The organism is Streptomyces sp. TRM70350 (assembly GCF_019219825.1).
In the GTDB taxonomy this organism is placed as follows: domain Bacteria; phylum Actinomycetota; class Actinomycetes; order Streptomycetales; family Streptomycetaceae; genus Streptomyces.
This window is the reverse complement of sequence record NZ_JAHUXH010000010.1, coordinates 123264-144914: the sequence shown is the minus strand read 5'-3', so window position 1 is coordinate 144914 and position 21651 is coordinate 123264. Positions and strand designations below refer to the sequence as shown.

The window sequence follows — 21651 nt, the reverse complement described above, 5'->3', positions numbered from 1 at the left end:
GCCGGTGGGGGGTCGCGCGGGTGGGGGGTGGAGCACGGGGCCTCGGGACAGGCCCCGTGTGCCCGGCGAGCGGCACGTGACTACGCTAGGGCGGGGCGCGCGTGCGCCCCAAGGAGGGAACGCCCTAAGGGAGTTGGGGGAGGGAAAACCCTCGGTCGGCTGCAGCCGCCGCGCCTACTTGACGTGCCGCCCCGCCGCCAGTCGGACGATGTCCACCCGCGATCGGATCCCCAGCTTGCGGTAGACCCGGGTGAGCGTCGCCTCGACCGTCTTGACGCTGATGAACAGCCGCCCGGCTATCTCCCGGTTCGTCGCGCCCTCCATGACCAGCGCCGCGACCTGACGCTCCATCGAGGCGAGCCCCTCCAGCGCGGTCGGCGCGACAGCCGGGGCCGCCTGCCGGTCCTGCGTCGCCCCCGCCGCCACGGCCGCGTCGACCTGCCGCAGCCAGGGCAGCGCGCGGCACCGCCGGAACAGCCGCGCCGCCTCGTCGTACGACGTCGGCCCGGGCCCCCGCCGGGCCCGCAACCGCGCCAACTCGAAGGCCGCGCGCGCCTCTTCGAGCCCGTAGCCCAGCTTGCTCAGCCGGTCCTGCACCGACGTCAACCGGCCCACCGCCGCGTCGTGCTCGCCGCTCGCGGCCCGCACCAGCGCCTCCGCCCGGTCGAGCACGGCCAGCACGCTCTCCCGACCCAGCCGCAGCGCCTGTTCGCGCGTGACGTCGATGACGTCCTGCGCCTCCGCGAGCTCACCGATCCGCACCAGCGCCTCCGCGAGGTCCCCGTGCCAGCGGCCGCGCGCCGGGTCGGTCACGCCGAGCCCGTGCTCCAGCTCCCGCACCCGGCGCAGCGACCGGACGGTTTCCGGGGCGTCCCCGGCGACCAGCTGGACGTATCCGAGGGCGGCCAGCGCGCGCGAGACGTAGATCTGGTCGCCGTCCTCCTCGGCGTGCTCCACCGCCTCCCGCGCCAGCGCCAGCGCCTGCTCCACGCTGCCGCCCGAGGCCTCGGCGAGCGAGGTGAGCATCGCGGAGGCCACCTCGCCGATGCCCGAGTCGCGGGCCAGCCGCAGGCTCTCGCGGGCCAGGTCGAGGGCGCGGCCGCAGTGCCCGGCGCGCAGTTCGGTCTCGGCCAGCAGCCGCAGGAAGTGCACCTCGCTCTCGACCATCCCGCGCCGCCGCACCTCGCGCAGCAGCGCGGTGACCGTGTTGCGCGCCTCGGGCAGCTGGTCGCTCATCAGCAGCCAGCGGAAACGCGTCGAGCCCGCCCCGTTGTGGTGGCACGCCACCTGCGGGTCCTGCGGCTCCTTCAGCGCGCGTTTGATGGTCGCGGGCGCGTCCGGGTGGCCCATCAGGGTCTCGGCCTGGGCCTGGAAGGCGAGCGCCAGCAGTTCGGTACGCCGGTCCCCGGCCCGCGCCGCCAGGTCCGCCGCGTGCGCGGCCTCCTCGCGGCCCTCGGCGAAGTCGCCCTCGACGACCAGCGCCCGCCAGGCCAGCTGGTAGTGCACCAGGGCGAGCAGTCGTGGGTCGTCGCCCGCGTCGGCCAGCGCCTGCGGAAAGACGGCGTCGACCTCCCCGAGGGCCTGTCCCGCCGCCTCGATCACCACCATCCAGGCCCGCACCCGCTCCGCGGGAACCGTGGCCCGGGTCAGCACCTCACGCGCGATGTCCCGGGCGAGGTCCACCTCGCCGGCGGTGATCGCGTCCTCGGCCGCCTGCAACCGCCGCTCGTCCGGCCCCGGCACACTGTCGGCCGGCGTGTGCCGCGCCGCGAGCAGCCCGAGCGAGGCGGCCACCGAGGGCGCCCCGCGGTCCCGGGCCAGTATGGCGGCCCCGGCGAGCCGCGCCGCCACCTCCGGATCCGTCCCGGTCGTCGCCAGGGCCAGGTGCCGGGCCCGCTCGATCGGATCGGAGGCCGCCGTGGACAGCGCCGCGTGCGCGGCCCGCCGCTGGTGCGCGGGCGCCTCCGCGTACAGCGCGGCGGAGATCAGCGGATGCGCGAAGCGTACGGTGGGACCCTCCGGCTCCGTGGCCAGCAGCCCCAGTTCGGCCGCCCGGGCGGTCTCGGCCTCGGCGTTCTCCCGGCCGGCCGCGTGCAGCAGGGACAGCGTGGGCCGGGCGCCCGCGCTCGCCACGAGGAGGGTGTGCCGGGCCTCGGCGGAGAGCATCTCCAGCCGGCTGAGGACCAGCGCCCGCAGCGAGGTCGGCACCGGCAGCGGCTCGCCCGGGCGCGGCGGGGTCGGGCTCTCGGCGAGGGCACGGCCCAGCTCCAGCGCGAACAGCGGATTGCCGCCGCTGGTGCGGTGGATGTCCCGGACCGTGGAACGCGGCAGGCCGGTGTAGCCGCGGTGGTCGAGCAGCGCCGAGACCTGGGCGCGGGAGAGCGGGCCCAGCCGGACGGCGAGGGTGTCCGGGGGAGAGGTGCGCAGGTGGCGGTCGTACTCCTGGCCGTCCGTCCGCACCGCGCACAGCATCGTGACGGGGGTGTCGCCGAGGCGGCGGGCGGCGAAGCCGAGCAGTTCCGAACTGGCCGGGTCCAGCCACTGCACATCGTCGGCGACGACCAGGACCGGCCCCTCGGCGGCGAGCGCGCGCAGCGCGGACAGCACGGCGAGGCGCAGCGCCAGGCCGTCGCGCTGGAGGGTGGACTCGCCGCGGCCGGTGAGCGCCGACTCCAGCGCGGTGCGCTGGGCGGCGGGCAGCTTGTCGGACACCTTGTCCAGCACCAGACCGAGCAGGTCGGCCAGGGCCAGGAACGGCAGATGCGATTCGGACTCCGTCGCCGAGCAGCGCAACACGGTCCGGGCCGCCTCGGCGTAATCCGCCGCCAATGCCCGCAGTACGGTCGACTTTCCTATTCCGGCGGGCCCGTGCAGCAGCACACTGCCCCCGCGACCGAGCTGCTCACGCGCCGCCGTGAACGGTTCCTCCCGGCCGATGACCAGGTCGGGGCGGCTCCTGGCAGGCTCCTGGAAGTCCCGTCGCACGGTCACCGCTCCCTCCGTGTGTCGTGTCCGGGCCAAATTCTAGGCAACAACTCATTGAAATCCGGAGCGCCGAGACGGTGAGGGAAATAACAACAGGGGTGCATGGGCAAATTCAGACGACCGTCAGATGAATGGTCTGCCCGTACTGAGGGCCGCCCATGCGTGCGCACACCCCCCCGTTGGCGGGTAGGGACACCTGCGTCGGTTCGGCTCCCAGGAGGACAGATGACGACGGCGACGGAGGAGTTCCGCGGGGCGCGGGACTTCCTGCTGGCACACCGCGAGGACTACGACACCGCTTACGCGGGTTTCCGCTGGCCCCGCCCGGAGCACTTCAACTGGGCGCTGGACTGGTTCGACGTCATCGCGGACGGCAACGACCGCACGGCCCTGCACATCGTCGAGGAGGACGGCAGCGAGCTGAAGCTGTCCTTCGCGGCCATGGCCGAGCGGTCGGCGCGGGCCGCCACCTGGCTGCGGGCCCGCGGCGTCGGCGCCGGGGACCGGATCCTGGTGATGCTGGGCAACCAGGCCGAGCTGTGGGAGACGGCCCTGGCCGCGATGAGACTGCGCGCGGTCGTCATCCCGGCCACGCCGCTGCTCGGCCCGGCCGACCTGCGGGACCGCGTGGAACGGGGACACGTCCGGCACGTGCTCGTGCGCGCCGCGGACAGTGGCAAGTTCGACGAGGTGCCGGGCGACTACACGCGTATCGCGGTCGGCGGGGCGCCGGAGGGCTGGCTGCGGTACGAGGACGCGTACGCCGCCCCCGCCGACTTCACGCCCGACGGCCCCACCCGCGCCGACGACACGCTGATGCTCTACTTCACCTCGGGGACGACAGCCCGCCCGAAGCTGGTCGAGCACACGCACACGTCGTACCCGATCGGCCACCTGGCGACCATGTACTGGATCGGGCTCAAGCCCGGTGACGTGCACCTGAACATCTCCTCGCCGGGCTGGGCCAAGCACGCCTGGTCCAACCTCTTCGCCCCGTGGAACGCCGGGGCCACCGTCTTCATCCACAACTACGCCCGCTTCGACGCGGCCCGGCTGATGACGGAGATGGACCGGGCGGGGGTGACGACGTTCTGTGCCCCGCCGACGGTCTGGCGCATGCTCATCCAGGCCGACCTGACCCAGCTGCGCACCCCGCCCCGGGAGGCGGTGGCCGCCGGGGAGCCGCTCAACCCCGAGGTCATCGAGCAGGTGCGGCGGGCGTGGGGCGTGACCATCCGGGACGGCTTCGGGCAGACCGAGACCGCGGTGCAGGTCTCCAACAGCCCGGGCCAGCCGCTGAAGACGGGCTCCATGGGCCGCCCGAGCCCCGGGTTCCGGGTGGTGCTGCTGGATGCGGAGACGGGCGCGCCGGGCGCGGACGAGGGCGAGATCGCGGTGGACCTGTCCCACTCGCCGGTCGGCGTGATGGCCGGATATCACGGGGACGCGGAGCGCACGGCGGAGGCGATGGCAGGCGGCTACTACCGCACCGGCGACATCGGATCCCGTGACGAGGACGGTTACCTCACCTACGTCGGCCGCGCCGACGACGTCTTCAAGGCCTCCGACTACAAGATCTCCCCCTTCGAGCTGGAGAGCGCCCTGCTGGAGCACGAGGCGGTGGCGGAGGCGGCCGTGGTACCGGCACCGGACGCGCTGCGGCTGGCGGTGCCGAAGGCGTACGTCGTCCTCGCCGAGGGCTGGGAGCCGGGCCCGGACACGGCGAAGGTGCTGTTCGAGCACGCGCGCGACACCCTCGCACCGTACAAGCGCATCCGCCGACTGGAGTTCGGAGACCTCCCGAAGACCGTTTCCGGCAAGATCCGCCGTATCGAGCTGCGCGAGGCCACGGCAGCGGGGTCGGCGAGTGAGTACCGCGAGGAGGACTTCCGCTGAGGGACCCGTGGACCGCCGTACGTGACCCTCAGGCGAGGGTGGAGTGCAGGGCGTCGGCGGGCTGGTTCACCGGGCGCGGGGTGCCGGTGGGCTCGTCGACGACGAACAGCGGGACGCCGAGGGCGTCGGCACGGGCGCGGGCCTCGACGGCGTACCCGGAGAGCGAGAAGTACACGCAGCGCGCGGACTCCGACATGGCCATCAGCCACAGGCACTCCACGTCCCGCAGGGTGGCCGGGCGCGCGGACGGGTCGACCTGGGCGAGAAGGCCGCGGGCGGCGAGCCCTATGCCGGACGGGGGCCGCTGGTCGGCGCGGCGCAGGTCGCGGTGGCCGAGGCGGTGGAGGTAGAGGGCGGCGGCCGTGACCGCGTCGAGAGCGGTGCGCACGGCGACCGGTCGCCGGTGGCCGGTGCCGGGCCTCGCCACCGGGATGCTCAGCATCGTTCCGCAGGGGCAGCCCAGCTCCGGGCGCGGCCACTGGTTGCGCCGGCCGCAGGATGCGCAGCGCACGGCGACCCACTCCTCGTCCCAGCTGCGGTGCGTGATGGCCGCCGGCGCCGCGTGCCGGTCCAGCGGCGGGCCGGTGGGGGCGCCGCAGCCGCAGGGGTACGACGGGGCGGTGTAGAGGTGCTCGCGCCGACAGGCCGGGCAGCGCACCGGGAGGCTCTCGGGCATGGCCACATCGTGCTCCTCTCGCCCCCTGCCTGTCCTTCCCTTGACTGCATTTGGCACCCGCCCTTACATTGCTTCCAGATCGTAGAAGTTACTTTCCGCTATACGGAAGTGCTCACCGGCGGGGCGCGACGGGAGTACGCATCCGACAGCCGAAGCAGGAGTACTCAATGGCTCGTATGACCGCTGCCCGCGCGGCAGTCGAGATCCTCAAGCGCGAGGGCGTCACGGACGCGTTCGGTGTGCCGGGCGCGGCGATCAACCCGTTCTACGCGGCACTCAAGGCGTCCGGCGGCATCAGCCACACCCTCGCCCGCCATGTCGAGGGCGCCTCGCACATGGCCGAGGGCTACACCCGCACCCACCCCGGCAACATCGGCGTGTGCATCGGCACCTCCGGCCCGGCCGGCACCGACATGATCACCGGCCTGTACTCCGCGACCGGCGACTCCATCCCGATCCTGTGCATCACCGGCCAGGCCCCGACCGCGGTGATCCACAAGGAGGACTTCCAGGCCGTCGACATCGCCTCCATCGCCAAGCCGGTGACGAAGATGGCGGTCACCGTGCTGGAGGCCGCGCAGGTCCCCGGCGTCTTCCAGCAGGCGTTCCACCTGATGCGCTCCGGCCGCCCCGGCCCGGTCCTGATCGACCTGCCGATCGACGTCCAGCTCACCGAGATCGAGTTCGACCCGGAGACGTACGAGCCGCTGCCGGTCTACAAGCCGGCCGCCACCCGCGCCCAGATCGAGAAGGCGATCGGGATGCTGAACGCCTCCGAGCGCCCGCTGATCGTGGCCGGCGGCGGCATCATCAACGCCGATGCCGCCGAGCTCCTCGTGGAGTTCGCCGAGCTGACGGGCACTCCGGTCGTGCCGACCCTGATGGGCTGGGGCGTCATCCCCGACGACCACGAGCTGAACGCGGGCATGGTCGGCCTGCAGACCTCGCACCGCTACGGCAACGCCACCTTCCTGGAGTCCGACTTCGTCCTCGGCATCGGCAACCGCTGGGCCAACCGCCACACCGGCAAGCTCGACGTCTACACGGCGGGCCGGACGTTCGTGCACGTCGACATCGAGCCGACGCAGATCGGCAAGATCTTCGCGCCCGACTACGGCATCGCCTCCGACGCCAGGGCCGCGCTGGAGCTGTTCGTCGAGGTGGCCCGGGAGCTGAAGGCGACCGGCAAGCTGCCCGACCGCTCCGAGTGGGCCGCGTCCGCGCAGGAGAAGAAGGCGACGCTCCAGCGCCGTACGCACTTCGACGACATCCCCATCAAGCCGCAGCGTGTCTACGAGGAGATGAACAAGGCCTTCGGCCCGGAGACGCGGTACGTCACCACCATCGGCCTCTCGCAGATCGCCGGCGCCCAGATGCTGCACGTCTACCGCCCGCGCCACTGGATCAACTGCGGCCAGGCGGGCCCCCTCGGCTGGACCATCCCCGCCGCGCTGGGCGTCGCCAAGGCCGACCCGGAGGCGTCCGTGGTCGCGCTCTCCGGCGACTACGACTTCCAGTTCATGATCGAGGAACTGGCGGTCGGCGCCCAGCACCGGATCCCCTACGTCCACGTCCTGGTGAACAACTCCTACCTGGGCCTGATCCGGCAGGCGCAGCGGGCGTTCGAGATCGACTTCCAGGTCAACCTGGAGTTCGAGAACCTCAACTCGCCCGAGCTCGGCGTCTACGGCGTCGACCACGTCAAGGTCGCCGAGGGCCTCGGCTGCAAGGCGATCCGGGTGACCGACCCGAACGAGCTGGGCGCGGCCTTCGAGCAGGCCAAGAAGCTCGCCGCCGAGTTCCGGGTGCCGGTGGTCGTGGAGGCGATCCTGGAGCGGATCACCAACATCTCCATGTCCGGCACGAACGACATCAGCAACGTGGTGGAGTTCGAGGAACTCGCGACGGAGCCCGGGCACGCGCCGACGGCGATCAGGACGCTGAAGGTCTGACGCGCGTCACAGCGCAGTCGAGGGCGGCTCACCCGGGAGGTGGGCCGCCCTCGTCGTCGTGCCCGGGCTCAGTCCCCGCCGCCACCGCCCCCGCCGCACCCGTACCCGCCGCCTTCGTGGTGGTGGCCGCCGTACGAGCCGTCGCCCGGCTCGTACCCTTCCTCGGCACCGTAGGTCCGGCGCAGGTCGGAGCCCCGGCCGAACGGGAAGCGCCCCTCGTCCGCGAGGGCACCGCGGCCGACGAGCCCGGAGGCGCGGGCGAAGTGCGGTACGAGCGCCGTCAGGGCCCGTTCGCCGTGGAGGGCGACCGCGAACAGCATCTCCTCGTCGGTGAGACCGTCCGGGCCGGTGGGGAGCGGATGCCGGGCGCGCAGGGCGGCGAGGTGACGGCGTGCCGTGCGGGTCGGGCCGGGCAGCGCCGGGCGCAGCAGCCCGGCCGCGGTGAGGTCGCCGCGCATCCGGGCGAGGGCGAGCCGGACGGCCGAGCGGCTGGACAACTCCCGTATGCCGCAGGGCCGGTAGAGACCGACGCGTACCGCCTTCTCCAGCGGGTGGTCGGGGGCGGGGAACGCGGCTGCCCTCCGCACGGTCCCCGGCTTCCCGGCTTCGGCCAGGCCCCGCAGATGCAGACCGAGCACGGCGACCGTGACGGCGGCCCGGGGGCCACCCCGCACAAAGCCGGTCTCGTGCGGCCCCGGCCGCCCCGTCATCGTTTCGTCGCTCATCACAACCGACCCCCGTCACCCGGGGCCCGCCGCCCCCGTGCCGGCGGGTCCCGGTGTGTGAGGGGTATGTGCCCGCGTCGGGGGGCGCTCGAAGCATGCCGGGGCGGGGTTCAGAGGTTGATTTGAGGGAGCCGTACCCGGCGTACGCCCCCTGGCGTACGCGCGGTCGTCCGGGCACGGCGAAGGGCGCCGGGAAGATGAGGGTTCTTCCCGGCGCCCTGGTCGTGGTGGCCGTCCGGCGGTGCGAGGCTGGGCGCGTCAGGACGTTCGCGCCGCCGGACGGAGTCGGTGTGGCTGGGACCGCGGCGGCCGACGACGGCTCCGGGTTCCTTCCCTCAGGTCGAAGAAGGAGCCTCGGGACCTTTACCACCGCACTGGCTCGCATGCCGCCGCGGTCCTCGCCCCGCCCGCCGTACCACCGGGCGACCACCCCTCATCCGGGTCGCCGATGGCGTGACGGGCTGTGCGTCCGGATTCCTGACCTCCCGTCGGAGTCCGGACGCGGCCCTTGGGTTCAGTCCTCGCGCAGGGCGCGCACCGCCTCCTCCACACGCTTGCCGTACTCGGGGTCGGCGGCGTGGAAGTGGGCCAGGTTCTTCTCGATCACGTCGTCGCGGGACACCTGGGAGAGGCTGCCGGAGATGTTCGCGATCAGGCGGGACTTCTCCTCCGCGGACATCAGGCGGTACAGCTCGCCCGCCTGGAAGAAGTCGTCGTCCTTGGTGTGGAGGGGGGCCGCGTGCGTGCCCGTGTGGCCGGTCACCGGCAGCGGGGCCGACAGGGGGCGGCCGGTCTCGACCGGGCCGTCGTAGGAGTTCGGCTCGTAGTTCTTGGCGTGCCGACCCTGGGGGTTGGTGGCCATGAAGCCGTCCCGGCCGTAGTTCTGGGCGGTGGTCGCCTTCGGGGTGTTGACCGCGAGCTGCGTGTGGTTGACGCCCAGGCGGTAGCGGTGCGCGTCCGCGTAGGCGAACAGGCGGCCCTGGAGCATCTTGTCGGGGGAGGGGCCGATGCCCGGCACGAAGTTGTTCGGGGAGAACGCGGCCTGCTCGACCTCGGCGAAGACGTTGTCCGGGTTGCGGTCCAGGACGAGGCGGCCCACGCGCTGCAGCGGGTAGTCCTTGTGCGGCCAGACCTTGGTCAGGTCGAACGGGTTGAACCGGTAGTCCGCCGCCTCCGCCGCCGGCATGACCTGCACGTACAGCGTCCACGACGGGTTGACGCCCCGCTCGATCGCCTGAAGCAGGTCCGTCTGGTGGGAGTTGGGGTCCTTGCCCGCGATCTCGGCGGCCTGCTCGGTGCTCAGGCAGCGGATGCCCTGGTTGGTCTTGAAGTGGTACTTGACGAAGAAGGCCTCGCCGTCGGCGTTCGTCCACTGGTAGGTGTGCGAGCCGTAGCCGTTCATGTGGCGGTACGACGCCGGGATGCCGCGGTCGCCCATCAGCCAGGTCACCTGGTGCGTGGCCTCGGGGGCGTGGGCCCAGAAGTCCCAGACGTTGTCCGGCTCCTGGCGGCCGGTGAACGGGTCGCGCTTCTGCGAGTGGATGAAGTCCGGGAACTTGATCGGGTCCTTGATGAAGAAGACCGGCGTGTTGTTCCCGACGAGGTCGTAGTTGCCCTCCTCCGTGTAGAACTTGACCGCGAAGCCGCGCAGGTCGCGCACCGCGTCCGCACCGCCGAGCGAGTCGGCCACGGTCGAGAAGCGCACGAACACCTCGGTGCGCCTGCCGATGGTGTTCAGGAAGTCGGCGTGGGTGAAGCCGGTGACGTCGTCGGTCACCTCGAAGTAGCCGTACGCGCCGGAGCCGCGGGCGTGCACCACGCGCTCCGGGATGCGCTCGCGGTTGAAGCGCGCCAGCTTCTCCAGCAGGTGCTGGTCCTGGAGCAGGAGCGGACCGCCGACACCGGCGGAGGCGGAGTTCTGGTTGTCGGCGACCGGGGCGCCGGACTCGGTGGTGAGCACGCGCTTCGACATGGTGACCTTCCGTACGAGGGGCAGCGGAAAACCAATTCCACTTCGTGGAGCATCCGCTTTGTGGAGCCTAGGTTCGGGGCGATCGCGACGTCAACAGTTTGTTGAAGCCGAGTGTGGTCGAGTGTGGTTCCGGGCGGCGCCACCGCCTGGGCGCGACAGGACAGGTGTCAGCGGCGGCGCCGCCCGGAGGTCTCGGAGGGGCCGGGGTCTGTCGTTTGGGTCAGCTCGGCGTCGCGGGCCCTGGCACGCGCATCTGCGGTGTTGTCGTCGGTTGTCGACGCTCCGTGTCGCCGCCCTCCTCCGCCTTGCATCTGCGCGCACCAGACCCCGCTCGGCTCGGCTGGAAGGCGCAGTCCCTCTCAGCCGACCTGATCCCAACGGCAGGCCCTAGACCTGGGCGCCGGAGAGGCGCTCCACGGCCCGCAGCAGGGCCGAGTGGTCCAGGTCCCCGTCGCCCTGCGCGCGCAGGGAGGCCACCAGCTGGGCGACCACGGCGCCGACCGGCAGCGCCGCGCCGACGTTGCGGGCCGCGTCGGTGACGATGCCCATGTCCTTGTGGTGCAGGTCGATCCGGAAGCCCGGCTTGAAGTCCCGGTTCAGGAAGTTGTCCTTCTTCCGGGTCAGCACGGTCGAGCCCGCGAGCCCGCCGTTGAGGACGTCCAGCGCCGCCTTCAGGTCCACTCCGGACTTCTCCAGGAAGACCACGGCCTCGGCGCACGCCTGGATGTTCACGGCGACGATCAGCTGGTTGGCGGCCTTCACGGTCTGGCCGGAGCCGTGCGGACCGCACAGCACGATGGTCCTGCCCAGCGCCTCGAAGATCGGCTTCGCCTGGTCGAAGTCGGCCTGCTCACCGCCGACCATGATGGACAGCACGGCCTCGATGGCACCGGCCTCACCGCCGGACACCGGCGCGTCCAGCACCCGGATGCCCTTGTCGCGGGCGGCGGCGGCCAGGTCGACGGAGGTCTGCGGGGTGATCGAGGACATGTCGATCAGCAGCGCCCCGGACCTGGCGTTCTCCAGGATGCCGTCCGGCCCGTACGCGATGGCCTCGACCTGCGGCGACGCGGGCACCATCGTGATGATCACGTCGGCGTCCCGGACGGCCTCGGCGATGGAGGAGGCGGCGGTGCCGCCGGCGGCGGCCAGCCGGTCCAGCTTCTCCCGCTCCAGGGTGTAGCCGGTGACGTCGTAACCCGCCTTGATCAGGTTCTCGGACATGGGGGAGCCCATGATGCCGAGGCCGATCCAGGAGATCTTGGGAAGTGCGTTGCTCATAAGGGTGCCTCTCAGTACGGGTGTCAGCGGGACAGCCAGTCGAATGCCTCGGCGCTCGGGCGGTCGCCCGGCTTGTACTCAAGGCCGACCCAGCCGTCGTAGCCCGCCTTCTTCAGCTGGTCGAGGAGGTCTTCGAGGGGCAGCGAGCCCGTGCCCGGGGCGCCTCGGCCCGGGTTGTCGGCGATCTGCACATGCCCGGTCCTGTCGGCGTACGCGGCGATCACCTGCGGCAGGTCCTCGCCGTTCATCGACAGGTGGTAGAGGTCCATCAGGAACCGCGCGTTGCCGAGGCCGGTCGCCTGGTCGACCTTGTCGACGATGCCGATCGCGGCCGGCGCCGACACCAGCGGGTACAGCGGCGACTCCGGCTGGTTGAGGGCCTCGATCAGCAGGATCGCGCCGATCCGGTCGGCGGCGCGGGCCGCCAGGACCAGGTTCTCCAGCGCGAGCGCGTCCTGCTCGGCCGGGTCGACGCCCTCGACCCGGTTGCCGTAGAGCGCGTTGAGCGCCTTGCAGCCGAGGGAGGCGGCGAAGTCGGCGGCCACGTCGATGTTCGCGCGGAACCGCTCCGACTCCTCGCCGGGGATCGACAGGGCGCCGCGGTCCGGGCCCGGGAGCTGTCCGGCGTAGAAGTTCAGGCCGGTGAGCTGGACGCCCGCGTCCTCGATCGCCCGGTTCAGGGCGTCCAGCTCGGACCGCTCGGGGGTGGGGGAGTCGACCCAGGGCCACCACAGCTCGACCGCGGTGAAGCCGGCCGCGGCCGCGGCGGCCGGGCGCTCCAGGAGCGGGAGTTCCGTGAAGAGGATCGACAGGTTGACGTTGAAGCGCTGGTCTGCGAATCCCATCGGGGGTCGGCGCTCCCTTCCTGCTCTGCGCTCTCTGCGCTTATTCCGTATTGCGGAAATTGCTTTCTGCTTAATGGAAGAGTGCCTGTGGTGGGTGAGGACTGTCAAGACCGACCAGCAAAAAAGCGCCCCCGCGCGTGGCGCGGGGGCGCTGGGGGAGGCCTGGCTCAGAGCGCGTCGACGGCGCTCACCTTCCAGCCCTCGGACGTGCGGGTCATCGTCATCCGCACCCGGTTCAGGTCCACACGGGATCCGGTGACCTGGGTGCTCTGCGTGACCTGGTTGACGAAGAGCAGGACCACGGCCTCGTTCGCCGAGGCCGACACCACGGAGGCCGCCGGGGCGCCCCCGTCGGCAGGCTCCGCGACCGTCGCCTTCACCACGCCGTCGTACTTCTTCGCCGTCGGCCCGACCACGGTCCGCGTGGTCTTGCCGTACTCGTCACGGAACTTCCCGGTGAGGTGGGCGCGCGCCGCGGCGAAGTCCCGGTCCAGGTGGCGGTAGTCGTACGACAGCACGACGGGCGCCGCCTTCCGCGCGGCCGCGAGCGCCGCCACCCTCGCCTCGTCCGCCCGCACGCCCTGCCGGTAGTGCGTCGCGAGTACGGCGGCGGCGACCAGGCTCGCCACGAGCAGGACGGACAGGAGCGCGGCCCGCAGCCCTCGCCGCGGGCGCCGTACGGCCGTCTCCTGCCCGGTGTCCTCCGCGAAATCCTCCGGCGACGGCTCCGGCGGGTCGTCCCAGCCGTCCGGCGGCTCGACGACCACCGTGCGCCCGGCCACCGGCGCCTTCACCGCAGCGGGCGCCGGGCTCCGTTCCGTGCGCTCGGCCACGGCGGTGGCAGGGCCGCGCTCCGTGCGCTTGGCCGCGGCGCGGGCCGCCGCCGTCATCGTGCGCCGGGCCGGGGACGCGGAGCCGCGTCCTCGGGGGGTGGGTTTCGCCACGGTCTTCCTCCTCACTGGATCGGGTCAGCCCACGAACTCGACGTCGGAGGTCAGCCAGCGGCCGTCCTCGTGCACGAGGTCGAGTTGCAGCCGGTAGGTGCGCGCCTCCCCCTTGGGCACGGCGGTGTTGGTCACCTTGCTGTCGGCCACCACGAGCACGCGGGCCGAGCGCTCGTCGGAGCGGACGATGCCCGCGTCGAGGACCTGGCCCTCGGAGACGGACTTGTTCTGCGCGACGAGCTCGGTCAGCTCCTCGGTCTGCGCGGCGAACTCCTTCTTGAAGTCACCGGTCGCGCCCTTGAGCACGTTGGCGCTGTCCCGGTCGTACCGCCGGTAGTCGAGCGAGGTGAAGTTCAGCGCCGACTGGCGGGCCGCCGCCAGGATGTCCTGGCGGCGCTGCTCCGCCTCGCGTTGTTCGTAGAGCCCGTGGCTCAGCCAGAGCGCCGACGCGGTGCTGAGGAGGGTCGCCACGACGAGCCCCACCGACACGGCCCTGGAGCGTCCGGCCCGGCTCAGCAGGCTCCGGGTCGCCTGGAACACCATCCCGCTCATGCCATCGGTCCGACGAGCAGCCATTGCCACGACTCCTTTCCGAAGACGGTCTGCTGGCCGCCCGTCGAGCCGATCTCGACGGGCGTTCCGTCCGGGCCGGTGAAGATGCCGGTCCCCGGGTCGTACGGCGTCACGTACGCCGCCCGGTCGGCGCCCCCGGCGCCGGACGACGCGCCGGGCGCGTTCTGCGCGCCGCGCACCGAGGTGGCGCTGCCGCGCGGGGCCGTGCAGCGCGCGTCGGTGTTCGCCTCGCGCGTGCTGGTGTCGGCCGGGTCGCGCCGGGCGGTGCCCTCGTAGCCCTGGGTGCAGGCGGGCGGGTCCTCGGCGTTCACCACCAGGCCGAAGTGGGTGGTGCCGTCGCCGGGGACGACCGTGTAGCTGCCCGCGACCACCACCGGGAAGGTGACCAGCGCCTGCTCCACGCCGGGCAGCCGGGCGAGCGTGACCTGCCCGCCGCTGATCAGGTTGGCCAGCAGCACCGACAGCCGCGGCTCGATGGACTTCAGCAGCGAGTTGAGCTCGACGGCGGCCGGTCTCGCGTTGCCGATCAGCCGGCGCAGATCCCCGTCGCTCGACTTCAGCTCCTCGGTGAGCAGCGCCAGATCGCGGGAGAACGCCTTGATGGACGAGCCCTGGTCGGCCTGCGTCTTCAGCACCTTGCGGGAGTCCTCGATCAGCGCGATCGTCTCGGGCAGCGACTCGGACGCGGACTCGACGAGCGCGTTGCCCGAATCGACCAGCCTGCTCAGGTGCGGGCCGGTACCGGCGAAGGCCTTGCCCAACTCGTCGACGGTGACCCGCAGATCGTCCTTGCCGACCGAGTTCACCAGCCGGTCGAGGCTGAGCACGAGGTCCGTGGTGGGCAGCGGCACGCGGGTGCTGCCGCGCGGGATCGTGCTGCCGTCCAGCAGGTACGGCCCGGCGGACGTACGCGGCTGGAGGTCGACGTACTGCTCGCCCACCGCCGAACGGTTCCCCACCACGGCGAGCGTGTCCGCCGGGATGCGCGGCGCCCCGTCCTCGATGTCCAGCGCGACCGAGACCCCTCCGCCGCCGGTCAGCCGCAGCGCCCCGACGCGGCCCACCGGCACCCCGCGGTAGGTGACCTCGGCGCCGGTGAAGATGCCCCCGGACTCGGCGAAGTCGGCCCGCACGGTGTAGCCGCGGCCGAGCACGCTGTCCACCAGGCCCGTGTACTCGGCGCCGACGTAGGACACCCCGACGGCGGTGACGGTGGCGAAGGCGAGCAGCTGGGCCTTGACCGCACGTGTGATCACGGCTGTATCCCCTTCAGCAGCAGTTCCGCGAGCGCCAGGTCGATCCCCGGCGGCAGGCCCTGGCCGGTGCCGTGCGCGGCCGTGCACACCGGCGGGCACAGCAGGCCTCCGGACGGAGGGGAGGGGGCGGCCGGCGCGTCGGGCAGGTCGGGAGCGGGCGCCGGCACTCCCGGCAGGTCGGGAACGCCGGGGACATCCGGCACATCGGGCAGATCCGGAAGGCCGGGTGCCTCGGGAGTGCCGCCCCCGTCGCCGTCCTCCGGCTCCTGGGCCAGGTTGCCGTAGAGGCTCGCCAGGTCGAGGTCGGCGGTGACGCTCAGGTTGACGTAGTCGCCCTTGATGGCGTCCACCGCGTTCCGCGGGAAGGGGTAGGTGGTCAGCAGCTCGAGGGAGTTGGGCAGGTCGTCGCCCGCCTTGTTCAGCTGCTGCAGGATCGGGCGCAGCTGTTCGAGGTTGGCGACCGTGTCGTCCCGGGAGGCCTTGATCACCTTCGTGCCGGTGGTGCCGAGTCTGGACAGGGCGGTGAGCATCTTCGTCAGGTCGCGCCGCTGGTCGGCGAGCACCTTCAGCGCGGGCGGCATCGTGTCGACGGCCGTGGCGATCGTCTTCTTCTCCTTCCCGAGCCGCGCCGCGAGCCGGTCGACGGCCTCGATCGCGCGGACGATGTCCCGGCGCTGGTCGTCCAGGCCGCCGAGGAACGTGTCCAGTTCCTCCAGCAGGGACCTGACCCGGTTCTCGCGCCCTTCCAGGGCCTTGTTCAGCTCCACGGTGATCGTCTTGAGCTGGGCCACTCCACCGCCGTTGAGCAGCGCGGACAGGGCGGACAGCACCTCCTCGATCTCCGGGTTGCGGCCGCTGCGGCTGAGCGGGATGCGGTCGCCGTCGCCCAGCCGCCCCACGGGCGGCGCGCCCGGCGGAGCGGACAGGGCGACGTACTTCTCGCCGAGCATGCTGGTCTGCCTCAGCTCGGCGACCGCGTTGGCGGGCAGCTTCACCGAGTCGGCCACCCGCAGCCGTACGCGCGCGTGCCAGCCGTCCAGCTCGACCTTCTCGACGGCGCCCACGGTCACGTTGTTGACCTTCACCGCGGACTGCGGGACCAGGTCGAGGACGTCGCGGAACTCGACGGTGACGCGGTAGGCGCGGCCGTCCGAGGCGGCGCCGCCGGGCAGTTCCACGTCGTACCAGCCGTTGAACTCGCAGCCGGACAGCAGCAGCGAACCGGCCGCCACCCACGCGCATCTGCGCAGCCCGCTCATGCGTCGCCCTCCAGGATGCCGCCGAGCGTCCGGTCGACCGTGCCGGTGCCCGTATGCGGCACGGCGGGCGCGGTCGGCACCTCGGGCAGGGAGGCGAAGAGCTTCTCCAGGTCCGCGCAGTCGGCCCGCTCGCCGGTGGTGCGCAGCACGGAGCAGAGCAGGGAGGCCGGATCCTGCGGGTGCTGTGGGTTGTTGCGGGTGTCGAGAGTGCCGGAGGAGGCGTTGTAGGCGTTCTGGAGGTTCGACAGACCCGTGGGGGCGACCTCCAGCAGCTCCTCCAGCGCCGCCCGTTGGGCGACGAGGACCTTGGTCACCTTGCTGAGGCCCTTCACGTTCGAGGTCAGCGACTTCTTGTTCTGCTTCACGAACGCGGAGATGTCGCCGAGGGCGATGCCGAGGTTGCGCAGCGCCGCCGCGAGGTCCTCGCGCTCCCCGGCGAGCTGCTCCGCCACCTGGGCGAGGCTGGTGTTGAACGACCGCACGCTCTTGTCGTCCGCCGCCAGCGCCGCCGTGAACACCTGCAGGTTCCGCACGGTGCCGAACAGGTCCCCGCGCCCGTCGGACAGCGTGGTGACCGCCGCCGAGAGGTCCTTCACCGTCTGGTGGATGTTCTCGCCCTGGCCGTCGAGGTTCTCCGCGCTCACCCCGAGCAGCCGGGACAGGGCGCCGTCCTGGTTGGCGCCCTCGGGGCCGAGCGCCTCGGCCGTGGTGTGCAGGCTGTCGAAGATCCGGTCCAGCTCGACCGGCACGGCCGTGCGCGACTCGGGGATGACGGCGCCGTCCCGGAGCACCGGACCCTCGCGGTAGACCGGCAGCAGCTGCACATAACGGTCGCTGACCACCGAGGAGTTGATGATCGCGGCCTGCGCGTCGGCGGGAATCCTGCGCGCCGCGTCGTACTCCAGCTCCACCCGCACCCTGCCGCCCTCCGGCGTGATGGCCTTCACCTCGCCGACGCGGACGCCGAGGACCCGGACGTCGGAGCCGGGATAGATGCCGACCGTGCGCGGGAAGTAGGCGGTGACCCGCACCTTCTCGGGGCGTGGCCACAGGACGAAGGCGAGCCCGGCGACCAGGGCCAGCACGACGAGCAGCGCCAGACGTTTCCTCATCGCGAGCCTCCCGTGCTGGGCACCACCGGGGCGGCGACCAGGTTCTGGACGTAGGAGTCGAACCAGCGGCCGTTGCCGAGGGTGTTGGTGAAGACCCGGACGTAGGGCGCGAGCAGCTCGACGCTGCGGTCCAGGCTCGACTGGTTGCGTTCCAGCATCTCCACCACCTGGTTGAGGCCCCGCAGCGCGGGCCCGATCTCCTTCTCGTTGTCCTCGACCAGGCCGGACAGCTCGACGCCGAGCGCCGCGGAGGTCGTCAGCAGCTTGTGGATGGCCTCGCGTCGCCTGCTGATCTCCTTGAACAGCTTGTCGCCGTCCTTGACCAGGGCCGTGAAGTCCGAGGAGCGCTCGGCCAGGACGCCGGTGACGCCGTTGGCGTGGTCGAGGAGTTCGCGCAGCGCCTTGTCGCGGGAGGCGACCGTCCGGGAGATCTTGGACAGGCCCTTGATGGACGCCCGTACCTCGGCGGGGGAGTCCTGGAAGGTGGTGGAGATGGTGTCCAGGGCTGTCGCCAGCCGTTCGGTGTCGACCTCCTCGGTCGTGGTCGTCAGATCGCTGAACGCCTGCACGACGTCGTACGCCGGGACGGTCCGCGTCAGCGGGATCTCACTGCCGGGCGCCAGCCGGCCCGGGCCCTTGGGGTGCAGGGCGAGGTACTTGGCACCGAGGATCGTCTTCACCCGGATCGAGGCCCCGGTCGCGGTGCCGAACTCCGGGTCGCCCTTGAGCTTGAAGGTGACCTTGACGTGGTCGCCGTCGAGGTCGACCTCCTGCACCTTGCCGACCTTGACCCCGGCGATCCGCACCTCGTCGCCGGGCTTGAGCCCGCCCGCCTCCGCGAACGCGGCGCTGTACGTCTCTCCGTCGCCGATCACCGGCAGGGAGTCGGCGTTGAACGCGGCCACGGTGAGCAGCGCGAGCGTGGTGAGACCGACGGCGCCGATCGTGACGGGGTTGCGCTCACGGAAGGGGGTCAGGCGCGGTCGGCCGAGGCGCGGTCGGCGTCCGATGCGCGGGAGCCGGACGCGCGGCAGCTTCGGCCACTCGACGCGCACCTTGACCAGCGGCTCGGGACGAGCCCTGCGCTTTCGTCGCAGCCGGATGCTCATGCTGCGCACCTCGCCCTCGCCACCTGCAGCTGAGGCGTGATCACCTCACGTGTCTTCGGCAGCACGATCCGGCCGTCGAAGTCGCAGAGGTAGAAGTTGAACCACGAGCCGTAGGACGCCGTCCCGGTCAGCTCGCTCAGCTTGTTCGGCAGCCGCTTCAGCACGCCCTCCACGGTCTTCTCGTTCCTGTTCAGCGTTCCGGTGAGCTCGGTCAGCTCGGCGATGTCGTCCTTCAGCGGCGGACGGGCGTCCGCGAGCAGCCCCGATGTGGCCTCCGTCAGGTCGCCGATGCTCACCAGCGACTCGCCGATCGGCTTGCGGTCGGCGGACAGCCCCGAGATCACCCGGCGCAGCTGCTTGAGCAGCTCGGAGAACCGCGCGCCGCGCTGGTCGAGCGTCTCCAGCACGGTGTTGAGGTTGTCGATCACGGACCCGATCAGCTCGTCCCGGTCCGCGAGGGTGGTGGTGAGCGACGCCGTGTGCGCGAGCAGGCTGTTGACGGTGCCGCCCTCGCCCTGGAGCGTCTTGATGATCTCGGTGGCGAGCTGGTTGACGTCCTTGGGGCTGAGCGCGGCGAACAGCGGCTTGAAGCCGTTCAGCAGCGCGTTGAGGTCCAGCGCGGGCTGCGTCCGCGCCAGCGGGATCGTGCCGCCGGGCCGCAACCGGGTGCCGTCGCCCGCACCCTCGGTCAGGGTGACGTACCGCTGCCCGACGAGGTTGCGGTAGCGGATCACCGCGCCGGTGCTGGTGAGCAGCGGACGGTCCCGGGTGACGGTGAAGGTGACCTCCGCCCGCGTCCGGTCCTTGATCCGGATGCCCTCGACCTCGCCGACCCGCACCCCGGCCACCCGGATGTCGTCGCCCTCCTCCAGGCCGGTGACGTCGCTGAACACCGCGCGGTACGTGTGCTCGGGAGTGAAGGAGATGTTGACGATGGTGGCCGCGAGCAGGGCCGTCGCCAGGATCGTCACCACCGCGAACAGGCTGAACTTGATCAGCGGCGCGGCGGTCGTGCGCGCTGAGGTGGTGCTCATACGACGCTCACCGCCGTCCCCCGCGCCATCGGCCCGAACAGCAGCGTCGCGACCGGCGGCACCTCGTCGGCGGGCACGCCCAGCACGGGCGCGACGAGCGAGCCGACGGCGCGCTGCTCGGCCCGGGTGCCGGACACCTCCGACGTACCGTCGTTCAGCTTGGTGTGCGGCGCGGGCACGCGCGGGTTGGGCAGGCCACGGCAGTTCGGGCCGGACCGCTCGCCGTAGTAGGGCTCCTCGCCGGGCTCGTACGCCGGCCGCTGCCGTACGACCTCCAGGGTGATCCGCATCTTCCCGCCCCGGAACGCCTCCTCCGAGGCCTTCTCCTGCCGGACCAGGCCCTCCAGGAGGCAGGGGTACTCCGGCGAGTAGCGGGCGAACAGCTCCAGCGTGGGCCGGGAGACCCGGCCGAGGGTGATCAGCCGGTCGCCGGTCGCGGCGAGGAAACCGTCCGCCGTGCGGGCGGTGGTCGTGGTCGAGGTGAGCGCTGCGGCCAACTGTTCCTTCTTCTCCACCAGCGTGCGGCTGGTCGTGACGGTGTTGCGGAGGATCCGCATCAGGTCGGGCGCCGCGTCGCCGTACATCTCGGCGACGTCCGCGAACCGCGCGATGTCCTCCTTCAGGGACGGCAGATGCGGGTTCAGCCTGCGCAGATAGGCCTCCACGCGGGCGAGGTTGTCGCCGATGCGGTCGCCGCGCCCCTCCAGCGCCGTGGCGAACGCGGACAGCGTGGCGTTGAGCTCGCCGGGCTTGACGGTCCGCAGCAGCGGCAGCAGGTCGTTCATCAGCTGCTGCAGCTCGATGCCGACGCGGGTGCGGTCCTGGGTGATCACGTCCCCGGCGCGGATCGGCCGCGCGGACGAACCGGCGGGCACCACCAGGTCGACGTACTTCTCGCCGAACAGGGTCTTGGGCAGCAGCCGCGCGTGCACGTCGGCGGGGATGTACGCGACGTGCTCCGGCTTGAGCGCGATGTCCAGCGTGGCCTTCGTGCCGTCCGCGCGCACGCCGCGCACCTCGCCGACCAGCAGCCCGCGCAGCTTGACGTCGGCCCGCCGGTCGAGCTGGTTGCCGAGGCTGTCGGCCTCCAGCGTGATCCGCACGACCGGCGTGAACGCCTGCTGATAGACGGCGACGGACAGGGACAGCAGAGTCGCGAGGACGGCGACGAAGACGACGCCGTACAACCGAAGTCTCAGCACTCTCACCCGGCTCACCCCGCTATCCGTACGGTCGTGCTGGCGCCCCAGATCGCCAGCGACAGGAAGAAGTCGAGGACGTTGATCGCCACGATCGAGGTGCGCACGCCCCGGCCCACCGCGACGCCGACGCCCGCCGGGCCGCCGCTCGCGTAGTAGCCGTAGAAGCAGTGCACCAGGATGATCACGACGGCGAAGACCAGCACCTTGCCGAAGGACCAGAGCACGTCGACCGGGGGCAGGTACTGCTGGAAGTAGTGGTCGTAGGTGCCCGCCGACTGCCCGTAGTAGCCGGTCGTGATGGTGCGGGCGGCGAGGTACGACGACAGCAGCCCGACCACGTACAGCGGGATCACCGCGACGAACCCGGCGATCATCCGGGTGGTCACCAGGAACGGCAGCGACGGCACGCCCATGACCTCCAGGGCGTCGGTCTCCTCGCTGATCCGCATCGCGCCGAGCTGCGCCGTGAACCCGGCGCCGACCGTCGCGGACAGCGCGAGCCCGGCCACCAGCGGGGCGATCTCCCGGGTGTTGAAGTACGCCGACAGGAACGCCACGAAGTTGGACGTGCCGAGCTGGTTGAGCGCGGCGTACCCCTGCAGGCCCACCTCCGTGCCGGTGAAGAACGACAGGAAGGCGATCACTCCGACGGTGCCGCCGACGACGGCGAGCGCGCCCCGGCCGAAGCTGACCTCGGCGAGCAGGCGCAGGATCTCCTTCTTGTAGCGGCGCAGGGTGCGGCCGGTCCAGGCCAGCGAGCGGCCGTAGAAGGAGAGCTGGGCGCCCAGGTCCTCGAGGGACTTCAGCGGGCGGTCGAGAAGTCTCATCGC

General features: G+C 72.0%; 17 protein-coding genes. 2 read left to right on the top strand and 15 right to left on the bottom strand.

All coding sequences use genetic code 11. The features are described from left to right. Nucleotides 1–174 precede the first annotated feature (174 nt). On the bottom strand, nt 175–2991 hold the full coding sequence (locus KWI83_RS18175) for a LuxR family transcriptional regulator (protein WP_218515401.1): 2817 nt from the start codon (nt 2989–2991) through the stop codon (nt 175–177). 219 nt (nt 2992–3210) lie between these two features. Between KWI83_RS18175 and KWI83_RS18170 the strand changes: the two genes are divergently transcribed. Beyond that, nucleotides 3211–4881: an AMP-binding protein gene (locus KWI83_RS18170; RefSeq protein ID WP_218515400.1), complete on the top strand. Its 1671-nt coding sequence runs from the start codon at nt 3211–3213 to the stop codon at nt 4879–4881. A 28-nt stretch (nt 4882–4909) separates the two neighbouring features. Here KWI83_RS18170 and KWI83_RS18165 read toward each other — a convergent pair whose 3' ends face one another. Continuing rightward, a complete protein-coding gene (locus KWI83_RS18165) occupies nt 4910–5557 on the bottom strand; it encodes a hypothetical protein (RefSeq protein WP_218515399.1) in 648 nt (215 codons plus the stop codon). 167 nt (nt 5558–5724) lie between these two features. Between KWI83_RS18165 and gcl the strand changes: the two genes are divergently transcribed. Beyond that, complete coding sequence (gene gcl / locus KWI83_RS18160) at nt 5725–7509, top strand: glyoxylate carboligase (RefSeq protein WP_218515398.1); 1785 nt, start codon at nt 5725–5727, stop codon at nt 7507–7509. A gap of 68 nt (nt 7510–7577) precedes the next feature. Here gcl and KWI83_RS18155 read toward each other — a convergent pair whose 3' ends face one another. The 13 genes from KWI83_RS18155 to KWI83_RS18095 all read right to left on the bottom strand — a co-directional run bounded on the left by KWI83_RS18155 (nt 7578) and on the right by KWI83_RS18095 (nt 21648). Next, the gene (locus tag KWI83_RS18155; protein WP_256362438.1) at nt 7578–8234 is read right to left on the bottom strand and encodes a TIGR04222 domain-containing membrane protein; all 657 of its coding nucleotides are present in this window, start codon (nt 8232–8234) and stop codon (nt 7578–7580) included. A 514-nt stretch (nt 8235–8748) separates the two neighbouring features. Beyond that, nucleotides 8749–10206 (bottom strand): catalase, encoded by a 1458-nt coding sequence (locus KWI83_RS18150; RefSeq protein WP_218515397.1) that lies wholly within the window; start codon nt 10204–10206, stop codon nt 8749–8751. Nucleotides 10207–10593: 387 nt separating this feature from the next. Further along, complete coding sequence (locus KWI83_RS18145; RefSeq protein ID WP_218515396.1) at nt 10594–11487, bottom strand: 2-hydroxy-3-oxopropionate reductase; 894 nt, start codon at nt 11485–11487, stop codon at nt 10594–10596. Nucleotides 11488–11510: 23 nt separating this feature from the next. After that, the gene (locus KWI83_RS18140) at nt 11511–12332 is read right to left on the bottom strand and encodes a TIM barrel protein (RefSeq protein ID WP_218515395.1); all 822 of its coding nucleotides are present in this window, start codon (nt 12330–12332) and stop codon (nt 11511–11513) included. 167 nt (nt 12333–12499) lie between these two features. Next, entirely contained in the window at nt 12500–13276 is a 777-nt protein-coding gene (locus KWI83_RS18135) for a hypothetical protein (RefSeq protein ID WP_218515394.1), read from the bottom strand. Nucleotides 13277–13300: 24 nt separating this feature from the next. Further along, nucleotides 13301–13858, bottom strand: a complete 558-nt coding sequence (locus KWI83_RS18130) for a hypothetical protein (RefSeq protein WP_374106325.1) — start codon at nt 13856–13858, stop codon at nt 13301–13303. Further along, a complete protein-coding gene (locus KWI83_RS18125) occupies nt 13825–15105 on the bottom strand; it encodes an MCE family protein (protein WP_218515393.1) in 1281 nt (426 codons plus the stop codon). Before KWI83_RS18125 ends, KWI83_RS18130 begins: the two co-directional genes overlap by 34 nt. Further along, nucleotides 15102–16364, bottom strand: coding sequence for an MCE family protein (locus KWI83_RS18120; protein WP_218515392.1), 1263 nt, complete (start codon nt 16362–16364; stop codon nt 15102–15104). Before KWI83_RS18120 ends, KWI83_RS18125 begins: the two co-directional genes overlap by 4 nt. Then, entirely contained in the window at nt 16361–17476 is a 1116-nt protein-coding gene (locus tag KWI83_RS18115; RefSeq protein ID WP_218515391.1) for an MCE family protein, read from the bottom strand. Before KWI83_RS18115 ends, KWI83_RS18120 begins: the two co-directional genes overlap by 4 nt. Continuing rightward, on the bottom strand, nt 17473–18453 hold the full coding sequence (locus KWI83_RS18110; RefSeq protein WP_256362475.1) for an MCE family protein: 981 nt from the start codon (nt 18451–18453) through the stop codon (nt 17473–17475). Before KWI83_RS18110 ends, KWI83_RS18115 begins: the two co-directional genes overlap by 4 nt. Before the next feature lie 128 nt (nt 18454–18581). Continuing rightward, nucleotides 18582–19619, bottom strand: a complete 1038-nt coding sequence (locus KWI83_RS18105) for an MCE family protein (RefSeq protein WP_218515389.1) — start codon at nt 19617–19619, stop codon at nt 18582–18584. Then, nucleotides 19616–20827, bottom strand: a complete 1212-nt coding sequence (locus KWI83_RS18100) for an MCE family protein (protein ID WP_218515388.1) — start codon at nt 20825–20827, stop codon at nt 19616–19618. The genes KWI83_RS18105 and KWI83_RS18100 overlap by 4 nt, the downstream gene beginning before the upstream one ends. A 5-nt stretch (nt 20828–20832) precedes the next feature. Next, nucleotides 20833–21648: an ABC transporter permease gene (locus KWI83_RS18095; RefSeq protein WP_171116928.1), complete on the bottom strand. Its 816-nt coding sequence runs from the start codon at nt 21646–21648 to the stop codon at nt 20833–20835. Nucleotides 21649–21651: the final 3 nt, after the last annotated feature.

Bases quoted from the DNA above. Each gene is read 5' to 3' on its own strand.
- KWI83_RS18170 (WP_218515400.1), top strand. From the start codon at position 3,211: ATGACGACGGCGACGGAGGAGTTCCGCGGGGCGCGGGACTTCCTGCTG.
- KWI83_RS18165 (WP_218515399.1), bottom strand. From the start codon at position 5,557: ATGCCCGAGAGCCTCCCGGTGCGCTGCCCGGCCTGTCGGCGCGAGCAC.
- gcl (WP_218515398.1), top strand. From the start codon at position 5,725: ATGGCTCGTATGACCGCTGCCCGCGCGGCAGTCGAGATCCTCAAGCGC.
- KWI83_RS18155 (WP_256362438.1), bottom strand. From the start codon at position 8,234: ATGAGCGACGAAACGATGACGGGGCGGCCGGGGCCGCACGAGACCGGC.
- KWI83_RS18150 (WP_218515397.1), bottom strand. From the start codon at position 10,206: ATGTCGAAGCGCGTGCTCACCACCGAGTCCGGCGCCCCGGTCGCCGAC.
- KWI83_RS18145 (WP_218515396.1), bottom strand. From the start codon at position 11,487: ATGAGCAACGCACTTCCCAAGATCTCCTGGATCGGCCTCGGCATCATG.
- KWI83_RS18140 (WP_218515395.1), bottom strand. From the start codon at position 12,332: ATGGGATTCGCAGACCAGCGCTTCAACGTCAACCTGTCGATCCTCTTC.
- KWI83_RS18120 (WP_218515392.1), bottom strand. From the start codon at position 16,364: ATGAGCGGGCTGCGCAGATGCGCGTGGGTGGCGGCCGGTTCGCTGCTG.
- KWI83_RS18115 (WP_218515391.1), bottom strand. From the start codon at position 17,476: ATGAGGAAACGTCTGGCGCTGCTCGTCGTGCTGGCCCTGGTCGCCGGG.
- KWI83_RS18105 (WP_218515389.1), bottom strand. From the start codon at position 19,619: ATGAGCACCACCTCAGCGCGCACGACCGCCGCGCCGCTGATCAAGTTC.
- KWI83_RS18095 (WP_171116928.1), bottom strand. From the start codon at position 21,648: ATGAGACTTCTCGACCGCCCGCTGAAGTCCCTCGAGGACCTGGGCGCC.